The organism is Humidesulfovibrio sp., assembly GCF_031082295.1.
Taxonomy (GTDB): Bacteria; Desulfobacterota; Desulfovibrionia; order Desulfovibrionales; family Desulfovibrionaceae; genus Humidesulfovibrio.
This window is the reverse complement of record NZ_JAVHLD010000005.1, coordinates 14,060-34,153: the sequence shown is the minus strand read 5'-3', so window position 1 is coordinate 34,153 and position 20,094 is coordinate 14,060. Positions and strand designations below refer to the sequence as shown.

At 67.2% G+C, this 20,094-nt stretch carries 21 protein-coding genes; 18 read left to right on the top strand and 3 right to left on the bottom strand.

Annotation, left to right across the window (positions count from 1 at the left end):
- Positions 1–9 precede the first annotated feature (9 nt).
- The 6 genes from murC to RDU24_RS04360 are packed head-to-tail and all read left to right on the top strand — an operon-like array spanning position 10 to position 7,462.
- Positions 10–1,404, top strand: coding sequence for a UDP-N-acetylmuramate--L-alanine ligase (murC, locus tag RDU24_RS04385; RefSeq protein ID WP_308734652.1), 1,395 nt, complete (start codon positions 10–12; stop codon positions 1,402–1,404).
- A 6-nt stretch (positions 1,405–1,410) separates the two neighbouring features.
- Positions 1,411–2,307 carry a UDP-N-acetylmuramate dehydrogenase gene (gene murB, locus RDU24_RS04380; protein WP_308734519.1) on the top strand — a complete coding sequence of 299 codons (897 nt, stop codon included), beginning with the start codon at positions 1,411–1,413 and terminating at the stop codon, positions 2,305–2,307.
- On the top strand, positions 2,304–3,152 hold the full coding sequence (locus tag RDU24_RS04375; RefSeq protein WP_308734518.1) for a cell division protein FtsQ/DivIB: 849 nt from the start codon (positions 2,304–2,306) through the stop codon (positions 3,150–3,152). Before murB ends, RDU24_RS04375 begins: the two co-directional genes overlap by 4 nt.
- Positions 3,153–3,207: 55 nt before the next feature.
- On the top strand, positions 3,208–4,446 hold the full coding sequence (gene ftsA, locus RDU24_RS04370) for a cell division protein FtsA (RefSeq protein WP_308734517.1): 1,239 nt from the start codon (positions 3,208–3,210) through the stop codon (positions 4,444–4,446).
- Between the two features lie 59 nt (positions 4,447–4,505).
- Entirely contained in the window at positions 4,506–5,750 is a 1,245-nt protein-coding gene (ftsZ, locus tag RDU24_RS04365) for a cell division protein FtsZ (RefSeq protein WP_308734516.1), read from the top strand.
- Positions 5,751–5,758: 8 nt separating this feature from the next.
- Positions 5,759–7,462, top strand: a complete 1,704-nt coding sequence (locus tag RDU24_RS04360; protein ID WP_308734515.1) for a radical SAM protein — start codon at positions 5,759–5,761, stop codon at positions 7,460–7,462.
- Between the two features lie 44 nt (positions 7,463–7,506).
- Here the strand turns inward: RDU24_RS04360 and RDU24_RS04355 are convergent, their stop codons facing one another.
- Positions 7,507–7,743, bottom strand: coding sequence for an FmdB family zinc ribbon protein (locus RDU24_RS04355; protein WP_308734514.1), 237 nt, complete (start codon positions 7,741–7,743; stop codon positions 7,507–7,509).
- Positions 7,744–8,021: 278 nt separating this feature from the next.
- Here RDU24_RS04355 and RDU24_RS04350 point away from each other — a divergent pair, with 278 nt between their 5' ends.
- From RDU24_RS04350 to RDU24_RS04300, 11 genes are all read left to right on the top strand, one after another.
- Positions 8,022–8,519: a Spy/CpxP family protein refolding chaperone gene (locus RDU24_RS04350; protein WP_308734513.1), complete on the top strand. Its 498-nt coding sequence runs from the start codon at positions 8,022–8,024 to the stop codon at positions 8,517–8,519.
- A gap of 183 nt (positions 8,520–8,702) precedes the next feature.
- The gene (locus tag RDU24_RS04345; RefSeq protein WP_308734512.1) at positions 8,703–10,676 is read left to right on the top strand and encodes a two-component system sensor histidine kinase NtrB; all 1,974 of its coding nucleotides are present in this window, start codon (positions 8,703–8,705) and stop codon (positions 10,674–10,676) included.
- On the top strand, positions 10,673–12,073 hold the full coding sequence (locus RDU24_RS04340; protein ID WP_308734511.1) for a sigma-54-dependent transcriptional regulator: 1,401 nt from the start codon (positions 10,673–10,675) through the stop codon (positions 12,071–12,073). The genes RDU24_RS04345 and RDU24_RS04340 overlap by 4 nt, the downstream gene beginning before the upstream one ends.
- 86 nt (positions 12,074–12,159) lie before the next feature.
- Complete coding sequence (locus tag RDU24_RS04335; protein WP_308734510.1) at positions 12,160–12,624, top strand: DUF134 domain-containing protein; 465 nt, start codon at positions 12,160–12,162, stop codon at positions 12,622–12,624.
- A gap of 18 nt (positions 12,625–12,642) precedes the next feature.
- A complete protein-coding gene (locus RDU24_RS04330; protein ID WP_308734509.1) occupies positions 12,643–13,023 on the top strand; it encodes a NifB/NifX family molybdenum-iron cluster-binding protein in 381 nt (126 codons plus the stop codon).
- 172 nt (positions 13,024–13,195) lie between these two features.
- The gene (locus RDU24_RS04325) at positions 13,196–13,426 is read left to right on the top strand and encodes a NifU family protein (protein ID WP_308734508.1); all 231 of its coding nucleotides are present in this window, start codon (positions 13,196–13,198) and stop codon (positions 13,424–13,426) included.
- Between the two features lie 66 nt (positions 13,427–13,492).
- Complete coding sequence (gene gltX / locus RDU24_RS04320) at positions 13,493–14,887, top strand: glutamate--tRNA ligase (RefSeq protein WP_308734507.1); 1,395 nt, start codon at positions 13,493–13,495, stop codon at positions 14,885–14,887.
- Between the two features lie 18 nt (positions 14,888–14,905).
- Positions 14,906–15,991, top strand: coding sequence for a threonine aldolase family protein (locus RDU24_RS04315; RefSeq protein WP_308734506.1), 1,086 nt, complete (start codon positions 14,906–14,908; stop codon positions 15,989–15,991).
- 174 nt (positions 15,992–16,165) lie between these two features.
- Entirely contained in the window at positions 16,166–16,564 is a 399-nt protein-coding gene (locus RDU24_RS04310) for a PA2779 family protein (protein WP_308734505.1), read from the top strand.
- A gap of 38 nt (positions 16,565–16,602) precedes the next feature.
- A complete protein-coding gene (locus tag RDU24_RS04305) occupies positions 16,603–17,157 on the top strand; it encodes a cysteine peptidase family C39 domain-containing protein (protein WP_308734504.1) in 555 nt (184 codons plus the stop codon).
- The gene (locus RDU24_RS04300) at positions 17,154–17,606 is read left to right on the top strand and encodes a tetratricopeptide repeat protein (protein WP_308734503.1); all 453 of its coding nucleotides are present in this window, start codon (positions 17,154–17,156) and stop codon (positions 17,604–17,606) included. The genes RDU24_RS04305 and RDU24_RS04300 overlap by 4 nt, the downstream gene beginning before the upstream one ends.
- Positions 17,607–17,711: 105 nt before the next feature.
- On the opposite strand, the gene RDU24_RS04295 is transcribed toward RDU24_RS04300, so the two are convergent.
- Positions 17,712–18,236, bottom strand: a complete 525-nt coding sequence (locus RDU24_RS04295) for a periplasmic heavy metal sensor (RefSeq protein WP_308734502.1) — start codon at positions 18,234–18,236, stop codon at positions 17,712–17,714.
- 312 nt (positions 18,237–18,548) lie between these two features.
- On the opposite strand from RDU24_RS04295, the gene RDU24_RS04290 reads away from it, so the two are divergent.
- Positions 18,549–19,517: an Lcl C-terminal domain-containing protein gene (locus tag RDU24_RS04290; protein ID WP_308734501.1), complete on the top strand. Its 969-nt coding sequence runs from the start codon at positions 18,549–18,551 to the stop codon at positions 19,515–19,517.
- Positions 19,518–19,658: 141 nt separating this feature from the next.
- Here the strand turns inward: RDU24_RS04290 and RDU24_RS04285 are convergent, their stop codons facing one another.
- Positions 19,659–20,087, bottom strand: a complete 429-nt coding sequence (locus RDU24_RS04285) for a GNAT family N-acetyltransferase (protein WP_308734500.1) — start codon at positions 20,085–20,087, stop codon at positions 19,659–19,661.
- Positions 20,088–20,094: the final 7 nt, after the last annotated feature.

The window sequence follows — 20,094 nt, the reverse complement described above, 5'->3', positions numbered from 1 at the left end:
AGCCCGGCAATGTACAGCCGCGTCTCCACCGTGCACATGGTGGGCATCGGCGGCGCGGGCATGAGCGGCATCGCAGAGGTGCTCCTGAACATGGGCTTCACCGTCACCGGCTCGGACATGGCCGCAGGCAGCGCCGTGCACCGCCTGAAAAAGCTCGGCGCGCAGGTGTTCATCGGCCACGGGGCCGACAACCTGGGCAAGGCCGACGTGGTGGTCAAGTCCACCGCCATCCAGGACTCGAACCCGGAGCTGGTGCGCGCCCGCGAGCTGTCCATCCCCATCATCCCCCGCGCGGAGATGCTGGCCGAGCTCATGCGCATGCGCACGGGCATCGCCGTGGCCGGAACCCACGGCAAGACCACCACCACCTCGCTTCTGGCGACCATCTTCACCGAGGCCGGGCTGGACCCCACCGTCATCATCGGCGGACGGCTGAACACCTACGGCTCCAACGCCCGCCTGGGCGAGGGCGAGTTCCTCATCGCCGAGGCCGACGAGAGCGACGGTAGTTTCCTCTGCCTCTCGCCCATCATGACGGTGGTGACCAACGTGGACAAGGACCACATGGATTTCTACGCGGACATGGACGCCATCGACAAATCCTTCACCACGTTCATGAACGCCATTCCCTTTTACGGGGTCAACGTGGTCTGCGGCGACGACCCGGGCGTGCAGCGCCTGCTGCCCCTCATCAAGCGTCCCTGCCTGACCTACGGCCTGGGCAAGAAGAACCGCCTGCGCGGCCAGATCACCGCCTCAAGCCTGCGCAGCATCTTCGAGGTGAGCATGGACGGCGAGAGCTGGGGGCAGGTGACCCTGGCCCACCCGGGCCTGCACAACGTGTTGAACGCCCTGGGCGCCATCGGCGTGGCCATCGAGGCCGGGTTGCCCAAGGACGCCATCATGAAGGGGCTGGAGAATTTCGGCGGCGTGGGCCGCAGGTTCGAGCGCAAGGGCGAGCGCCACGGCGTGCTCGTGGTGGACGACTACGGCCACCACCCGGCCGAGATCAAGGCCACGCTGGAGACCGCCAAGGCCTGCTACCCCGACCGCAGGCTCATCGTTGCCTTCCAGCCGCACCGCTTCACGCGGACCCAGGCCCTGTTCGGCGAGTTCTGCACCGTGTTCTCACAGGCCGACCTGCTGCTCCTGACCGAGATCTACCCGGCCAGCGAGGCCCCGATCCCCGGCGTCAACGGCCTGTCCCTGGCCCAGGGCATCAAGCAGGTGAGCAAGACCAAGGTGCGCTTCTTCCCCGACTTCGCGGGCATTGAGCGCCAGCTGAAGGAAATCCTGAAACCGGGCGACCTGTTCCTGACCCTGGGCGCCGGGAGCATCTGGAAGATCGGCGAGTTCTGGCTGAACGAGCCCGAAGACGACGCAACCATTTCGAGCGAGGCGTAAACGCACATGCCCCTGACCCTCACGCGCGACGTGCTCCTGAAGGAGCGCACCACCCTTCGCCTGGGCGGCCCCGCCCTGGCCGAGGCCGTGGTCTCGTGCGAGGCCGGGCTGGACGAACTGGCGCGCGTCCTGCCCGGCCTGGGCGGTCGGCCCCTGGCGCTTGGCGCGGGCAGCAACCTGCTGGCGGCGGACCCCCCCCACGCGCTGGTGCTGGTGCGCGCGGCCAACAACGCCCCGGCACAGATTTTCAAGCAGCAGGACGGCACAACCCTCGTCCGCGCGGGCGCTGGTCTGCGCCTGCCCAGGCTGGTGGGCTTCTGCCAGCGCGCCGGGCTCACCGGGCTGGAAGGTCTCACCGGCGTGCCGGGCCGCATCGGCGGCAGCGTGGCCATGAACGCCGGTTCCTACGGCGTGGAGCTGGGCGCGCGGCTCTCCCGGGTGCGCATCTGGACGCCCGAGACCGGGCTCACCTGGCGCGAGGCCAGGGACTGCTCCTTCGGCTACCGGCATTTCGATCCCCGGATGGGCGCCAGCTTCTGGCTCATCTGGGAGGCGGAGTTCATCCTGCTCGCGGACAAGCCCTTCGCCATTCGCAAGCGCATGGAGGAGAACTACGCCAGAAAGAAGGCCACCCAGCCCGTCACCGCCAAAAGCGCGGGCTGCGTGTTCAAGAACCCGCAGGGGCTGCCCGCGGGAATGGGCGCGGGCAGGCTGCTCGACGAGGCGGGGTGCAAGGGCAAGCGCCTGGGCGGCATGGCCTTCTCCACGGTGCACGCGAATTTCCTGGTCAACGAGGGCGGCGGCACGGCGGCCGAGGCCCTGGAGCTTTTGGAACACGGGCGGGCCATGGTCTTCGACCGCTTCAGCCTGAACCTTGAAACCGAAGTGGTGGTGCTCACATGATTCGCCCCGGCGGAGTGCAGCGCAAGCCGCGCGAGACGCGCAAACCGGCGGTCCGGCTGAACCGGCCGCGCAAGGACGTGGGCTCCGGGCTGGTCATGGACACCGCAGTGGCCGTGAAGAACGTCATGCTGTTCTTCGCAGCCCTGGCGGTGCTGGGCAGCCTGGGCGCGGGGCTCATCTACGGCTACCGCTTCGTGACAACCACCCCGGCCCTGGGCCTGACCGAGATCACCGTCAGCGGCAACATGCGCCTGGCCTACGGGCAGGTGCTGGAGATCGCGGGCCTGCGCCTGGGCCAGAACAGCCTCGGCGTCAACGTGAGCCGGGTCGAGGCCTCGCTCTCGCGCAACCCCTGGGTGGAGTTCGTCACCGTGCGCCGCGAGCTGCCGGACAAGCTCTTCATCACCATGGTGGAGCGCCAGCCCTCCTTCTGGGTGCGCCAGGACGGGCAGCTCTACTTCGCCGACGCCAAGGGAGCCATCATCACGCAGCTGGCGCCAGGCGACTCCGCCTCTCTGCCGCTGCTGGACATCTCCCCGGAGCTTGCGGACCAGCAGCAGGTGGTGGAGGCCATGGTGGCGCGCATGAACAAGCAGGACCTGCCCTTCGCCCTGGGCCAGATGGCCTGGGTGAAGTTCACGGACTCCGGCCAGGTGGAGATGTACCTGGACGCGCTGCGCATCCGCGTGCGCACGGAACTGGTCGACTGGGAGACGCATTTTAATCGCATTGAAACCGTCTGGCGGGACCTCAAGCTGCGCGGCGAAGCCGGGCAGGTTGCGGCCATCGAGGCCAGCGGCGGAAAAGTTTGGGTGGAGAAGAGGCAGAAGCACGGGGCTTCCTGACGGGGAAGAATAGGGAAGGCCCGGCCCTTTGGCGAGTCTAACAAGGGAGGAAAACATGGCCAAGAGCGACATCATTGTCGGCCTTGACATCGGCACCACGAAAATATGCGCCGTGGTGGGCGAAGCCAAGGACGACGGAGTGGTGGACATCATCGGCATCGGCACAAGTCCGTCAACGGGACTGCGCCGGGGCGTGGTGGTGAACATCGAACAGACTGTGCAGTCCATCAAGAAGGCTTTGGAAGAGGCCGAGCTGATGGCGGGGTGCGAGATCCACTCGGTCTACGCGGGCATCGCGGGGAGCCACATCAAGGGCTTCAACAGCCACGGGGTCATCGCCGTCAAGGGCGGCGAGGTCACCCAGAAGGACGTTGACCGCGTCATCGAGGCCGCCAAGGCCGTGGCCATTCCGCTGGACCGCGAGGTCATCCACACCCTGCCCCAGGAGTTCATCGTCGACGACCAGCGCGGCATCGCCGATCCGCTGGGCATGGCCGGCGTTCGCCTGGAGGTGAAGGTCCACATCGTCACCGGCGCGGTGACCTCGGCCCAGAACATCGTGCGCTCGTGCCACCGCTCGGGCCTCGACGTGGCCGACATCGTGCTCGAGTCCCTGGCCTCCAGCAAAGCCGTTCTCTCCGCAGAGGAGCGCGAGATCGGCGTGTGCCTGGTGGACCTGGGCGGCGGCACCACGGACATCGCCATCTTCTCCAAGGACTCCATCAAGCACACCGCCGTGCTGGCCCTTGGCGGAAACAACCTGACCAACGACATCGCCTTTGGCCTGCGCACCCCCATGACAGCCGCCGAAAAGATCAAGATCGACCACGGGTGCGCCCTGGCCGAACTGGTCAAGGTGGACGAGGGCATCGAGGTGCCGAGCGTGGGCGGGCGCGACTCCCGAGCCATGAGCAAACGCGTGCTGGCCGAGATCTGCGAGCCCCGGTGCGAGGAGATCCTCGCCCTGGTGGACCAGGAGCTCATCAAGAGCGGTTACAAGAACCAGATCGCCGCGGGCGTCGTCCTCACGGGCGGCACCTCGCTGATCCACGGCATGCAGGACCTGGCCGAGCAGGTGTTCGACCTGCCGGTGCGCGTGGGCTACCCCGAGTATGTGGGCGGCCTGCACGACATGGTCAACAACCCCAAATACGCCACTGCCGTCGGCCTTCTGCTCTACGGAGCCGAAAACCGGGTCGTGAAAAGCGGCGGGGGTGATTTCCGCATCCGCGACGACAATGTGTTCAACCGCATTCTCGGCCGGATGAAGAAATGGTTTGTGGACATCGCCTAAGCGCGGTGTGGCCATAGGGGTTTTTCACGCATCATCACAGCTCCAGGGAGGAGGAAGTCATGGCACATTTCGAGATCGACAACGACATGAGCGCTAAAATCAAGGTCATCGGCTGCGGCGGCGGCGGCGGCAACGCCATCAACAACATGATCCAGTCGCAGTTGACCGGCGTCAGCTTCATTGCCGCCAACACCGACGCACAGGACATCGAGAAGTCGCTGGCCGACCACACCATCCAGCTTGGCGGCAAGCTGACCAAGGGCCTTGGCGCCGGCGCCAACCCCGAGGTGGGCCGCAACGCCGCGCTGGAGAGCATCGACCAGATCCGCGACGTGCTCCAGAACACCGACATGGTGTTCATCACCGCGGGCATGGGCGGCGGCACCGGCACCGGCGCGGCTCCGGTCATCGCCCAGGCCGCCCGCGAGGCCGGTTCGCTCACCGTGGCCGTGGTCACCAAGCCCTTCTACTTCGAGGGCAAGCGCCGCATGCAGCAGGCCGAGAAAGGCATCGCCGAGCTGAAGCAGGTGGTGGACTCCATCATCACCATCCCCAACGACCGCCTGCTCCAGATGGCCGCCAAGAAGGCCGGCTTCGCCGACATGCTGAAAAAGGCCGACGAGGTCCTGTTCTACGCCGTCAAGGGCATCTCCGACCTCATCACCGTGCACGGATTGATCAACCTGGACTTCGCCGACGTGAAGGCCATCATGACCGGCTCGGGCATGGCGCTCATGGGCACCGGCATCGCCTCCGGCGAGAACCGCGCCCGCGAGGCCGCCCTGAAGGCCATCACCAGCCCGCTGCTGGAGGACGTGTCCATCGCCGGTGCGCGCGGCGTTCTGTACAACATCACCGCCGGAGCCGACCTCGGCACCGACGAGATCCAGGAGGTCAGCGACCTCATCAGCAAGGAAGCCCACGAGCAGGCCAACATCGTGTTCGGCGTCGTGGCCGACGACAGCCTGGGCGACGAGCTCTGCGTCACGGTCATCGCCACCAGCATCGAGCAGCGCGAGGTCGCGCCCAAGCCGGAGACCCTGGTCGGCGGCGCGCGCGCCATCCTGACCCCGGTGCAGGGCATCACCCCGCGCCCGCGTCGCAACACGATCAGTAGCGTCATCGCCGGAAACAACCGCGAGGTCCCGGCCTTCATGCGCTTCGGCGCCGCGGCCCCGGTGGAAGGCCAGGCCCAGACCCAGCGCCAGGCGCTGCGCGCCATGGGCGCGCCCGGCGAAGAGGACTTCCTGTTCGAGGATGACGAGCTGGACACCCCGGCTTACATCCGCAAGAACGCGGACTAGGAGCGCTCATGAGACGCCCTTCCGGGGCGGAGGAGAAGCGCCAGCGCAGGCGCCCACCCGCCACCCGCCCCGGAAAGTCCATGCCCGCGCCACCGGACCACGGCGGCCGACTCCCTGCGGCCCTTGTGATTCCCGGCGACGAAGGCTTGGGCCTCTCGGCCCTGGGCTGGCAGGCAGTGTATCGCCTGCTGGCGGCCAGGCCAGAGATCGCCGTGGAACGCTTCTTCCTCGGCAAGGGCTTCGATGCGCCCGTCTCAGCGGACAGTCAGAGAGATCTCAGACTCTTCCCCTTGATGGCGGCGAGCGTCTCCTTTGAGGAGGACTTCCTCCCCTTCCTTAGGGCGCTCGCCGCAGCGGGCGTTCCGTCCACCCGGACGGAACGCCCGGACTATCCGCTGGTGCTTGTGGGAGGACCCATCGCCTTTTTGAACCCCGCGCCCCTTGCGCCCCTGGCCGACGCCTTCTTCGTGGGCGAGGCCGAGGCCGGGCTCGTAGACTTCTGCCTGAAGCTCAAGGAGGCCGTGTTCGACGGCGTGAGCAAGCAGGACTTCCTCCACTCAGTGAAGGACATGCCGGGCATCTACGTGCCTGGGCTCTCGAAAACCCCGGTTCGCCGCGTGCTCGACATAAGCCCCGGCGACTGCGGGCTTCTCGGCGCGCCAGCCTCGTCGTGCTTCACCGGGCCGCAGGCCGCCTTCCCAGACGCACTGCTGCTGGAGGTCAACAGGGGCTGCCCCCACGCCTGCCGCTTCTGCGCCGCCGGGTTCGTGTACCGCCCGCCGCGCCACGCCAGCATCGAGTCACTGCAAGCCCTGGTGCAGGAGGCCGACCCGCCCAAGGTGGGCCTAGTGGGCACGGCGCTCACGGACTGGCCGGACCTCTTGGCCTTCCTACGCTGGCTGCATGCGCGCAAGACAAAATTTTCGCTGTCGTCGCTCCGGGCCGACGGCCTCACCGAGGAACTGCTCGGTTTCCTGCGCGAGTGCGGCATCCGCACCGTGACCCTGGCCCTTGAGGGCGCGAGCGAACGGCTGCGACACGCGGCAAACAAGAAGCTCGACGCCGAGGTGTTCCTGGCCGCCGTGGAGCGCGCGGCGCGCCTGGGCGTGAACCACCTGCGCGTGTACCTGATTCTGGGCTGGCCCTGGGAGGGACCTGAGGACTACGACGAACTGGAGGGCTTCCTGGCGCGCATCTGCGAGGCAAGAGACCGGGGCCACGGCAGGAAGACCAAGGAGTTCATGCGCATCACCCTCGGCGCAAGCTCGCTGGTGCCCAAGCCCTGGACGCCCATGCAGTGGGCCGGGATGGCGTCTGAAGAGACGCTTTTGGCAGCGCAAAAGCGCCTGAAGGACATGACCAGGCACCTGCGCGGAGTGGCCCTGCAGGTGGACGCGCCGTTCCAGGCACGGCTCCAGGGCGTGCTTTCGCGCGGGGGGGAGGAAGCCTTCGAGCTTGTGCAGCTGGCCGCGAGCGAAGGCGGCTGGAAAAAAGCCATGCGCCTCTGGGCCGACCAGGCGGCGAATATTCTCGACCGCCAGCGCGGCGAGGATGAGGCCTTCCCCTGGGAGGTCATCGACACGGGCGTTTCGCGCGCCAGCCTGTGGCGCGAATGGACCCGTGCCGGACGCGCCCTGCACACCCCCGGTTGCCCCAAGGGCGGCTGCGAGGCGTGCGGCCTGTGCGGCATGGACAAATGGCTGAAATCGTAAATTTCACCTGAACGGCTTCGGACCGAAGCCAGGATCTACGCCCCTCAGCGGAACCCGCCGCCGCCAGGGCTGGTCGATCCGCAGCCCCCGCCAAGCGCCGGTGCGCCCGCCCCGGCACCGCCCCCCTCGCCAGCGATGACCGCCGCGCAGGCCGACAGGCAACGCTCAGGCTTGGCCGCGCCGCAGTCCGGGCAGACCACCCCGGACTCGTCCGAGGCCGAAAACACAAGTTCCTCAAATAATTTCCCACACTTTTTGCAGGCATACTCGTAAATGGGCATGGCGTGCTCCTTTTGGCGAATCCTCTGCGGAAAGGTGTGTCCTCGCGGGCGGGCTGTCAAGACCACAACCTCTTGTGCAGCGCTTGCGCAAGGCTACTTGTGCAATGGTTGTGCAGCATGATGCACAAAACCTCTCGTTTCAAACATTCAACATATTGATATTACTAAATTTCAATGTTGGCACGGAGGATGCTAAGCAGGAAACAACACACGCGGAGCGAGGCACGGACAGCCCGCACAAACGCACAGAGCATAACTCAACCTTAAGGAGATCCCCCATGAAGAAGCGCATCATCATCGCCATGACCGTCCTGGCCCTTGTTTCCATGTCGGCTTTCGCCATGGCCGCCGGAAAGGGCAACCGCGCTCGCAACGCCGAGCCCACCCTGACCCCCGAGAAGCAGGCCGCTGTCGAGAAGATCGTTGACAAGCACCATGTGAAGCTCGTCGAGCTGCGCGAGCAGATTTGGGCCAAGCAGACCGAGCTCCAGGCTCTGAGCCGCTCCGGCAAGGCCGAGAGGAACGACATCCAGTCCCTGATCAGCGACATTTCCAAGCTGCGCACCACCATGAACGCCGAGCGTGACGCCATGCGCGCCGAGATCGAAAAGGAAACCGGCATCACCTCCTTCGGTCGCGGCTACCATCGCGGCGGCTACGGCATGGGCTTCGGCGGCGGCGCTGGCGGCGGCTGCCCCGGCATCACCAGCGGCGACTGCCCGGGCGCTGGCGGCGGCTACGGCCCCCGTGGCGGCATGATGGGCGGCGGCTACTAGCCCCACTTTACCTCTACGACGACCTTCCCTTCAGGCGGTCCGGTTGGCTCCCCCCAGCCGGGCCGCCTTTCCCATAAATCCCCCAGGCTTGTTGACAGCCGCCGCTGAAGCGGCCATTCACAAACGAGCCTGGTTGAAATCCAGGCCACCACCACACACCGCCGCGGCAACGGGTACAGGAACATGGAACTGCGCTCCTTCAACAAAGACAAAGGCCCGCTGCTTGCCGCGGTGGTCGCGCTTTTGATTCTGGGCGCGGGCAGCATCTTCCTCACCTGGCAGAACATCCGCCGCCAGCGCGAGCTGGTGGACCAGCACTTGCTGCTCTCGGCCGGGGCCGTGCTGCACGGGGTCGAGGCCAACCTCATGCGCATCATGCACTCCATGGCGCGCTCCCCGGACATGGGCAACCACCTCTTCCCCACCATCAAGGAATTTTTCCAGGAGATCACCGCCTCCGGCGACATCGTGTTCCTCGGCGTCTTCGCCGATGACGGCTCCCTGGTCGTGGCCTCGACCAAGGACGACACACCGGAATCCATCGCCCTGCCCGAGGAGATTCTGGCCGAGCTGGAGACAAGGGGCCACTGGGAAGGCCCACTGCGCTACCAAGGCAAGACAGCCTTGTTCGCCGCCCTGCGCGCGCGCCCCAGCCTCTCGCGCATCTGCTCCGACGTGATCCAGGGCGTCCCCATCCTGCCCCCGGAAATGCGCCAGCGCGGCCCTGGCCGTGGCCCAGGAAGCGGCATGGGCCGCGGGCGCGGCGGTGGCATGGGCCTTGGCATGGGCGCCGGTGGCGGCCGTGGGATGATGCCGCCGCCGGACGAGCCCGGCACCGCCCGCATGCCCGAGGTGCCCTCCATGTTCCTGGTGGCGGCCTTGAGCCCCTCCAAGCACTTGGCCCAGTTCAACGCCTACCGCCGAGCGGCCCTGCTCCAGACGGGCTACGTGCTCGGCGCGGCCGCCGTGCTCTGGTTCCTGGCCCTGGCCTATCTGAGCCGCCGCAACCAGGCGCTCAAGGCCGCGCGTCTGGAACGCTTCCACTCCAAGCTGCTGGACAACATGCCAGACGGCCTTTTGACCCTCGGCCCAGGCGGACTGATCCTCTCGGCCAACGGCTCTGCCGCGCGCCTGCTGCTGGGCGACAAGGCCGCGGATGCCGAGGCCGGGGCGGAAGGAGACCTCACGGGCCGCAACTTCCGCGACTTCCCCTTTGCCGAGATGGCCGCCACGGACGGCACCAGCCCGGACCAGTGGCGCCAGTACGAACACGACGGGCGCTTGCTGGAGGTGCTCTGCCTGCCGCTCCAGACCGAGGACGGGACGTGCCAGCCGCCATGCGCCCTGGCGGGCCAGCACCCGGCCCCCACCGAGGAAAAGCTGGTGCTCCTGCGTGACCGCACGCGCATGAAGAGCCTGGAGGACGACCTGGCCGAGGCCAAGCGTCTGGCGGCCATCGGTTCGCTGGCCGCAGGCGTGGCGCACGAGATCAGGAACCCGCTGTCGTCCCTGCGCGGCTTCGCCCAGCTCTTCGCCACCAAGCTCAAGGGCCAGGAGCCGCTGTCGTCCTACGCCTGCACCATGGTCCAGGAGGCCGACCGCCTGAACCGCGTTGTCACGGACCTTCTGTACCTGGCCCGCCCGCGCGAGCTGGCCCCGGACCCCATCGATCTGACCCAGGTGGTGGAAAGCCTGCACGGCCTGCTGCGCTTCGACCTGGAGGCCAAGGGCGTGACGCCCAGGCTCGACCTGGCCGAGACGCGGCTCTGCGCCGACCAGGACGGCCTCAAGCAGGCGCTGCTGAACCTCATGGTCAACGCGCTGGACGCGCTCCCCGAAAACGACGGAAGCCTCACCCTGGCCTCCCGGCGCTCCAGCCCGGCGGACGGCGTCCTGGACGGACCCGGCGTCTGGGTCAGCGTGACGGACAACGGGCACGGCATGGACGAGGCCGTGCGCAACCAGGCCTTCGAGCCCTTCTTCACGGCCAAGCGCCAGGGCACGGGCCTTGGGCTCGCCATCGTCCAGGGCATCATGCGCGCCCACAAGGGCCGCGCCCTCATCGACTCCACCCCCGGCGAAGGCACCACCGTGCGCCTGTTCTTCCCGGACTGCCCCGATAATTCCGCTCCTGATGACGGAGGTGACGACGCATGACCACGACCGACGAACGCACCGCCCTGATTGTCGACGACGAGCCCGCCCACCGGCTCATGGTGCGCGCCGTGCTGGAGGACGAGGGCTGGACCGTGGCCGACGCCGAGAGCGGCGACAAGGCCCTGGCGCTGCTCGGCAAGACCCAGCCCCATGTGGCCCTGGTCGACATGAAGATGCCCGGCATGGACGGCCTGACCCTCATGCGCGAGCTGCACGCCCGCATGCCCGGGCTGCCCGTGGTGCTGCTCACCGCCTTCGGCAGCGTAGGCTCCGCGGTGGACGCCATGAAGCAGGGCGCCTTCGACTATCTGACCAAGCCCGCCGACAACGAGGAGCTCAAGGCGGTTCTGGAGAAGAGCTACGACTACCGCCGCCTCATCGAGGAAAACGCTCGCCTGCGCGCCGAGCGCACCGACCAGGGCGGAGGCATCATCGGCGCCAGCCCCGGCATCGCCCGGGTGCGGGAGCTCATCGAACAGGCCGGGCCAAGCGAGGCCACAGTGCTCATCCTGGGCGAGAGCGGCACCGGCAAGGAGCTGGTGGCCGACGGCCTGCACCGCGCCAGCACCCGCTCGCGCAAGCCGCTCATCAAGGTCAACTGCGCGGCCCTGCCAGCCGACCTCCTGGAGAGCGAACTTTTCGGCTACATGAAGGGTGCCTTCACCGGCGCCGTGAAGGACAAGCCCGGCCGCTTCCAGCTGGCCAGCGGCGGCACCCTGTTCCTGGACGAGATCGGCGACATGCCGAGCCACCTCCAGGCCAAGCTGCTGCGCGCCCTGCAGGAGAAGATCGTTGAGCCGCTGGGTTCCGTAAAGCCTGTTGAGACCGACGTGCGCGTGCTGGCCGCCACCAACCGCGACCTGCGCGCCGACGTTGCCTCGGGCCGCTTCCGCGAGGACCTCTACTACCGCCTTGCCGTGCTGGAGATTCCCATCCCGCCCCTGCGCGAGCGCCTGGAAGACCTGCCGCTTTTGACCAGCTTTCTGCTGCGCAAGCTCGGCCAGAAGAACCACAAGGAGATCCGCGCCGTGAGCCCGGGCTTCCTCGAAGCCCTGAACCGCCACAACTGGCCCGGCAACGTGCGCGAACTGGAGAACGTGCTGGAACGCGCGCTCATCCTGGCCCGCTCCGACACCTTCGGCCCGGACCTGCTGCCGGCGCAGCTCGCAGGGCTCGTCAGCAAAAACGCCTGCGCCGTCCCCGGCGACATCCAAAGCGCCCTGCTGGCCGACGCGCCCCACGCCCTGGAAAGCGCCATGGACGACGCCGAGCGCGAGACCCTGGTGCGCGCGCTCGACACCTACGCCGGGCACCGCGAAAAAACCGCCGACGCGCTGGGCATCAGCCGCCGCACCCTGCAGTACAAGCTCAAGAAGTACGGCCTCACCAAGCGCTAGCCTTCGTCCCCAGTCAGGCTGCCGCCATTTTCCCTGTTGACATTATGAGCATATGCCCATAATTATCCCTCTCACGGAGGGCTCTCATGCCGCGACCCAAATGCTGCCGGAAGGTTTCCGGCCAACCCGCCTGCAAACTGTTCAAGCCCATGGGGGTGCCCGCGTCCTCGGTGGAGGAGGCGGTGCTGAGCCTCGACGAGTACGAAGCCATCCGCCTGGCGGACTACGAGGGGCTTTACCAGGAGGAGGCGGCCGGACGCATGGGCGTCTCGCGCCAGACCTTCGGCCGGACCATCGAGGCCGCGCGCGGCAAGGTCGCGCTGGCGCTGGTGCTGGGGCTGGTGCTGCGCATTGAGGTGCCCGAGGCCGAGGCCGCGCAGCTGCCCACGGTGCGCGCCTTTGCCTGCGCCGCCTGCGCCCACTCCTGGACCGAGCCCTTCGGCACCGGCCGGCCCGACGCCTGCCCGGCCTGCGGCAGCGAGAATTTCCGGCGCAAAGGCTGCCACGGCGCGTCCGCCTGCGGCCCAGCGACCAAGGACACCAACGCCTAACCCAAAGGGAGATTCATCATGCTCAAGATCGCCATTCCCACCCGCGGCGGGGCCGTGGACGAACACTTCGGCCACTGCGAATCCTTCACCATCTACAGCCTGAACGACGACAAGTCCGTGGCCAGCCAGGAGAGCTTCACTCCTCCCCCGGCCTGCGGCTGCAAGTCGAACCTCATCCCCACACTGGTGGAGATGGGCGTGTCCCAGCTCATCGCCGGAAACATGGGCGAGGGCGCCGTGGTGCGCCTGGGCCAGGCAGGCATCAAGGTCGTCCGCGGCGCCGCCGGACCCGTGGATGCCGCCCTGCAGGCCTGGAAGGACGGCAAGCTGGCCGACAAGCAGATCCTGTGCATGGCCCACGGCGACGGACACGAATGCCACCACGGCGAAGGCCACTAGCCACGGGACAGACTCACGCCGGAAGGGCTGCTTCAGGAGGAACCTGGAGCAGCCCTTTCGGCGTACTGGGGAGTCCGGAGGCCCTTATGTCCCCGCGCGCCAAGGCCGCTCGCGTTGACAGCCCAGGCCAAACCCCGTACTTCTGCGCGCATCGATTTCGGGAGGAAGGCCCATGCGCGAAAAGGTCGAGGCCGCCCTGGCCAAGGTGCGGCCCATGCTCCAGGCAGACGGCGGCGACGTCGAGCTGGTGGAGGTCACGGACAAGGGCATCGTGAAGGTCCGGCTCACGGGCCGGTGCAAGACCTGCCCCATGTCCCAGCAGACCTTGCAGGGCAGCGTGGAGCGCATCGTCCTGCGCGAAGTGCGCGGACTCAAGGCCGTCGTCGCCGTGGACGAGGCCTAACGCCACAACGCTCCGCAACGCTCGCCCTCGCCTCTTTATTCACCATACATTCAGGAGACATACCCCATGACCACCGTCACCCGCTTCGCGCCCAGCCCCACTGGCTATCTGCACATCGGCGGCGCGCGCACCGCGCTGTTCAGCTGGCTGCTGGCCAAGAGCCAAGGCGGCACGTTCCTTTTGCGCGTGGAAGACACCGACCGCGAGCGCAGCACCCAGGAAGCCACTGACGCGATCATCGAGGCCATGGCCTGGCTGGACCTTGCCGCCGAGGGCACCGCGGTGTTCCAGAGCGAGCGCTTCGACCTCTACAACAGCTACATCGACCAGCTGCTGGCCGCTGGCCGCGCCTACTGGTGCTCCTGCACGCCCGAGGAGGTCGAGGCCATGCGCGAAAAGGCGCGGGCCGAGGGCAAGAAGCCCAAGTACGACGGCCGCTGCCGCGAGCTCGGTCTCGGGCCAGGGGCGGGCCGCGTGGTGCGGTTCAAGACCCCGCAGGACGGCGTCACCGCCTTTGTCGACAAGGTGAAAGGCCCGACGGCGGTGCAAAACAGCGAGCTTGACGACATGATCCTGCGCCGCAGCGACGGCGCGCCCACGTACAACCTCGCGGTGGTTGTGGACGACCACGACATGGGCGTGACCCACGTGCTGCGCGGCGACGACCACGTGGCCAACACCCCGCGCCAGATCCTGCTGTACCAGGCCTTTGGCTGGGACGTGCCGTCCTTCGGCCACGTGCCCATGATCCTCGGCCCGGACAAGGCCAAGCTGTCCAAGCGCCACGGCGCGCTCTCCGTGATGGAGTACAAGAAGCTCGGCTACCTGCCCGAGGCGCTGGTGAACTACCTGGCCCGCCTGGGCTGGGCCTGCGGCGACCAGGAGATCTTCTCGCGCGAGGAGCTGGTGAAGCTCTTCCCCGCGGGGAACCTCGGCAACTCGCCCTCGGTCTTCGACATGAAGAAGCTGGAGTGGCTGAACGCCCACTACATCAAGGAATCCGCGCCCGAGCGCCTGGCCGCCCTGCTGCCGGAGTTCCTCGGGGACACGGACGGCCTGAACCTCGACCCGGCCTACCTGGCGAGCATCATCCCGCTGCTCCAGCCGCGCGCCAAGACCCTGGTGGAGATGGCCGACATGGCCCGCTTCTTCCTGCTGCCCACGGACAAGCTGGTGTACGACGAGAAGGCCGTGGCCGACCAGCTGAAGCCCGAGGCGCGCGCGCTGCTGGCCGAACTGCTGCCCATCTACGAGGAGGCAAGCGACTACACCGACCACAAGGCGCTGGAAACCGCGACCCAGGCCTTCCTGGACGCCAGGGAGCTGAAGTTCAAGGCCGTGGCCCAGCCCCTGCGCGTGGCCCTCACCGGCAAGACCGCCAGCCCCGGCCTGTTCGAGACCATGTGCGTGCTGGGCAAGGCCGAATCGCTGGCGCGCATCAAGCGCGCGCTTTCGCTGTAGACGGAGGGCGTAAGCCACATGCAGCCCTGCTTCGCCAGCGACAACTACGCGGGCGTGCATCCGCGCGTCATGGCCGCCCTGGCCGCCGCCAACGACTGCCCCGAACATGGCGGCCCTGATTATGGCGGCATTACCCCTGCCCCGGCCCCGGCCTATGGCGCGGACCAGCTGACCCAGGCCGCCCGCGCGCGGTTCAAGGAGCTGCTGGGCGACAGCGCCGAGGCCTTCTTCGTGTTCCTGGGCACCGCCGCCAACGTGCTGGCGCTCCAGGCCATGACCAGGCCGCACCACGCGGTGCTTTGCGCGTCCAGCGCGCACATCAACGTGGACGAATGCGGCGCCCCGGAGGCCCACCTGGGCTGCAAGCTCATGAGCGTGGACACGCCGGACGGCAAGCTCACGCCGGAGCTGCTGCTGCCCTTCCTGCACCACCTGGGCAACGAGCACCACAACCAGCCGCGCGTGGTGTCCATCGCCCAGGCCACGGAGCTCGGCACCCTCTACTCCCTAGACGAGATCCGCAACCTGGCCCGCTTCGCGCACGAGCACGGCATGTGGCTGCACATGGACGGTGCGCGCCTCGGCAACGCCGCAGTCGCCCTGGGCTGCGAGCTGCGCGAGATGACCGCCGACGCAGGCGTGGACGCGCTCAGCTTCGGCGGCACCAAGAACGGGCTTATGTTCGGCGAGGCAGTGGTATTCTTCCGGCCGGAGTTCGTGGGCGATTTTCCCTTCATCCGCAAGCAGGGCATGCAGCTCTGCTCCAAGATGCGCTTCATCGCCGCGCAGTTCCTGGAGCTGCTGCGCGACGACGGCCAGGGCGGCCTGTGGCGCGAAAACGCCGCCAGGGCCAACGCCATGGCCCGGCTGCTGGCCGAGCGCGTAGCGGGCATCCCCGGCGTCGCCATCATCCAAGGCGTCGAAACCAACGCCGTGTTCGCGCAGCTCTCTCCGGCGGCCATCGCGCGGCTTCAGGCCCGCTTCGCCTTCTACGTGTGGAACCACGAGGCCAACGTGGTGCGCTGGATGACCAGCTTCGCCACCACCGAGGCCGAGGTGGAGCAGTTCGCCAAGGCCGTGCGGGAAGAGGCGCAGGCAGGCTAGGAGAGCGCCCGTCTCTCACCGGGCGCTGCAACGCTCTACTATATTCCCATCCATATTGCCATCCCTTGGGCCTTGAGCTATACACACAGATACGATGACGAGTCGGTGCGGCGGTTGGCAGTGCGTCGGCCCCGGCTTGTCGGCATGGTCAACACTCAGCGACTGGAGGAGCTTATGACGACACTTCCCGGTGCAATGGTCATGCGCAACACAGCGTTCCTGCTCATCATGCTGATGTCGACGCTGGCCTTCGTGCCCAGGGCTGAGGCCAGCATGGTGCCCACATCCCTGACCATGGTCGCAGAGGCGCGCGACCAGGACCTCTCCACAGTCCAGAAGGTGCTGGAGAACAAGGCCGTCAAGGCCAGGCTCTCCGCCCTCGGCTACACCGACCAGGAAATCTCCGGCAAACTGTCCCTGCTTTCCAACGACGAGCTGAGCAGCCTGGCCTCGCAGCTCAACGCCCTTGACGCCGGCGGCGACGGGCTGGGCATCGTCGTCACGCTGCTGGTCATCGTGCTGCTGGTGGTGGTCATCCTGAAGCTCAGCAACAAGACCGTCAGCGTCCATTGAGCCACGACCGCACGACGCGACAGGACCGCCTGGAACGGATGACGCATCCGCTTGTCCGGGCGGTCCTTTGCGCCGCTCTCTGCCTCTTGCTTTCCGGCTGCGCCGGGAGCCTGCCAGCCGGCTTCACGCCGCCGCACACGCGCGCGGTGCTCCAGGACATGCCCTTCCACCCGCAGGAAGACCACCAGTGCGGCCCGGCGGCCCTGGCCATGGTGCTGAACCGCCTGGGCGACCCGGTGACGCCCGAGGACATCGCCCGGGACATCTTCCGCTCGGACTTGCGCGGCACAGTAAGCCTGGACTTGGCCCTGTACCCCCGCACGCGCGGTTTCACCACGCGCTTCTTCCGCGGCACCGCGGCCGACGTCGTCTCCGCCGCGAACGACGGGCTCCCGCTCCTGGTCATGGTCGACGAGGGCTTCGGCGGCATCCGCCTTTTCCATTACATGGTGGTGGTGGGCTACGAGCCGCAGGGCGTGCTGGTGAACTCCGGCCGCCGCAGGGAGCAGCCCATGTCCTGGGAGGCGTTCCTCACAGCCTGGAAGGGCGCGGACAACTGGGCCCTGCTGGTGGCCCGCAAGGACAAGCCATGAGCTACAGGCTCCTGCTGCCCCTGCTGCTGGCGGTCTGCCTCGCCCTGCTGGGCGGTTGCGCCCTGCCGCACATCGTGATCCACGACGACCCGCTCACGCCCAAGGAGCACCTGAAGCTCGGCATGGCCTACGAGGCTAAAGGCGAAACATCCAGGGCCGACGCCGAGTACCGCCTTGCCGTCCGGCAGGAGCCACTGGCCCATCTATACCTGGGCAATCTGCTGTTCGGACAGGGGAAGCTCGGCGACGCCGAGGACGAATACCGCGCGGCCCAGAAGGCGCTGCCGGAGAATGCCGAGGTGCTGAACAACCTGGCCTGGCTGCTGCACACCCGCAAGAAGGCGCCCGCCGAGGCCGAGGCCCTGGCCGAACGCGCCGTAAGCCTCGAGCCGTCGCGGCCCGCCTTTGGAGACACCCTCAGGGCCATCCGCGCGGCCCGGAGCCAATAGCCGAAGCAATCGCCAACGCCGCCCCGGCCGACATCTCGTACCGGCACATCCACAGGGGGTAGCGTGCGCTCCCCCCCTGTCATTGATGTGCTCCGGCGCTGGGGCCTAGTAGCCGCCGTGCATGCCCCAGCCGGGGCCCATGCCGCCACCATAGCCATTCATCATCATGCCCCCGCCGTGACCCATTCCACCGCCGTAGCCGTGCATCATGCCACCGCCGTACCCCATGCCGCCGACGGGCAGCCCCTGCTTGACCAGCTCCTTGCGCAGGTTCACCTGGTCCGCGAAGAGCTTGGCGTTGAGATCGGAGATCTCCTTGGTCAGGGCCTGGACGCGCTTGTCGTCTGTCTTGCCGCCGTAAAGCTGCGCGTTCAGCTCGGAGGACTTGGCATAGAGCTGCTGGCGGATCTCCGCCGTGACCTGGTAGTGCTCGCTGTAGAGCTTCTGCACGGCTGCGTACTTCTCCTGGGTGAGACCAGAATCTGCACCGCCCCCCCAGCCGCCACCGCCCATCATGCCCGGGCCGTACATCATGCCCGGGCCGTACATCTGGGCGCCAGCCAAACCGCAAAGACCAAGCAGCAAAGCCATAGCCATCAATATGATTACGAAAAGCTTGCTCAGTTTCATTCCCATGCTCCTTGTTTAATTGTTGCGTGCAAAGGATCCGTCGAACTTGCAAGTACCGTTACCATAGAACATCAACTCTGACCAGCCGATAGCACACATTTCTTGAAACTCTCGCCCCTCAGACATCAAGCATTAATCATATCCGACGCGTCTTGTATCAGATTTTGCTGCAGCAGCAGCGGCGAAGCATTTGATTCCGAACACATCACAGCAGTTTACGGCTCCCAAGAAACACGGCATGAGTTGACCTGCCCTTGCGCAGAATTAGGCGCTGGGTGTATGGTCGGCAGGCACCAACCGCAGCGAGGACTCATGACCTTCCGCATCCCCGACCCAGACGACTGCACCGCCGCCGACAGGACCGGAGGCAATGACGCGCCGGGTGCCGCCGCGCGCTTTATCGAACAGGGCGAGGTGGTGCTGGACGCCGACACCGGGCTCATCTGGACGCGTTCGGCCAACCCGCTGGGCGCGGCGCTGACTTGGCAGGAAGCCCTGGACGCCGTGGCCGGGTTCAACCGGGACGCATTCCTGGGCGCGCGCGACTGGCGCATGCCGAACCGCCGGGAACTGCGCTCGCTCATCTGCCACGGCGCGAAGCAGCCCGCCCTGCCCACAGGCCACCCCTTCCGCGACGTGTTCTTGGGTTGGGTTTGGACAAGCACCACCAAGGCCGGGCAAACCGGTTACGCCTGGAATGTCCACCTCGAAGGCGGCCGCCTGTTTTACAGCCGCAAGGACGAGTTCCGCCTGCTTTGGCCCGTGCGGGGCACGAGTGATACCCTGTCCAGGACAGGACAAAACTCCTGCTTCGGTGCCAGGGGCGAGGCCATCCCTTGCCCCGGCACAGGCCAGGACGCCGACCTGAAGGCAGGGGAGGCCTGGCCCTCGCCCCGCTTCACGCACAGCGGTGAGGGTCTGCTGGACCGCCTCACGGGCCTGTGCTGGCTGGCCCCGCAACTCCTGCCGGAACGAATCCGCATTTGGCACGAGGCCGTTAGCGTCGCCACGTCCTTCGGCTCGGGCTGGCGGCTGCCAAACATCAACGAGCTGGAGTCCCTGGTGGATGCGGACCGCGCCAACCCGGCTCTGCCGCTCGAACTGGCCGCGGAGCTGGCCCTGCCCGTGGCGCTCTCGGCGGAAGGATTCTGGTCCGCCACCACCAGCGGCTTCGATCCGGCCTGGGCCTTCGTGCTCTACGTCCAAAAGGGAGCCGTGGGCGTGGGCTTCAAGCCCGGCGCGGAGTTCCACGTCTGGCCCGTGCGCGAGGCCAAGCCCTAGCGGAAGAGAATATGCCTCCTGCGGCCAAAGGGACGAGTCCCTTTGGAATCCCATTTCCAGCGAAAGGGGGTCCGGGGGGAATCATTCCCCCCGGCGGGGTTCCGGGGCAGAGCCCCGGCGGAGTTCCGGAGCGGAGCCCTGCTAGGGCTTGTAGGGGCGCACGATCTCCATGAAAACAGCCGGATCGCGCACGGGGTTGAAGCCCTGGCTGGAGTAAAGTCCGTGCGCATCCGAAGTGGCAAGCATCCAGCGGCGCAGGCCTTGGAGCTCCGGGTGCGCCAGGACGCAGGCGACCAGCCACTTGCCCAAACCTTGGCCCCGGTGCTCCGGCAGCACGAACACGTCCGCAAGATAGGCGAAGGTTGCGCGGTCGGTGACTGCACGGCAGAAGCCCACCTGTCGGTCGCCCTGCAGCAGCATGAAGCAGAGCGAATTCTCCAGAGAGCGCAGGCAGGTCTCGCGCAGGATGCCCTTGGCCCAGTAAGACTCGCTCAGGAAGCCGAACACAACCTCCGTGTCCAGGGCCGCCCGGTCATCCGTGACGGTGTACCCGCCCCTGCGCCACTGCATGACGCGG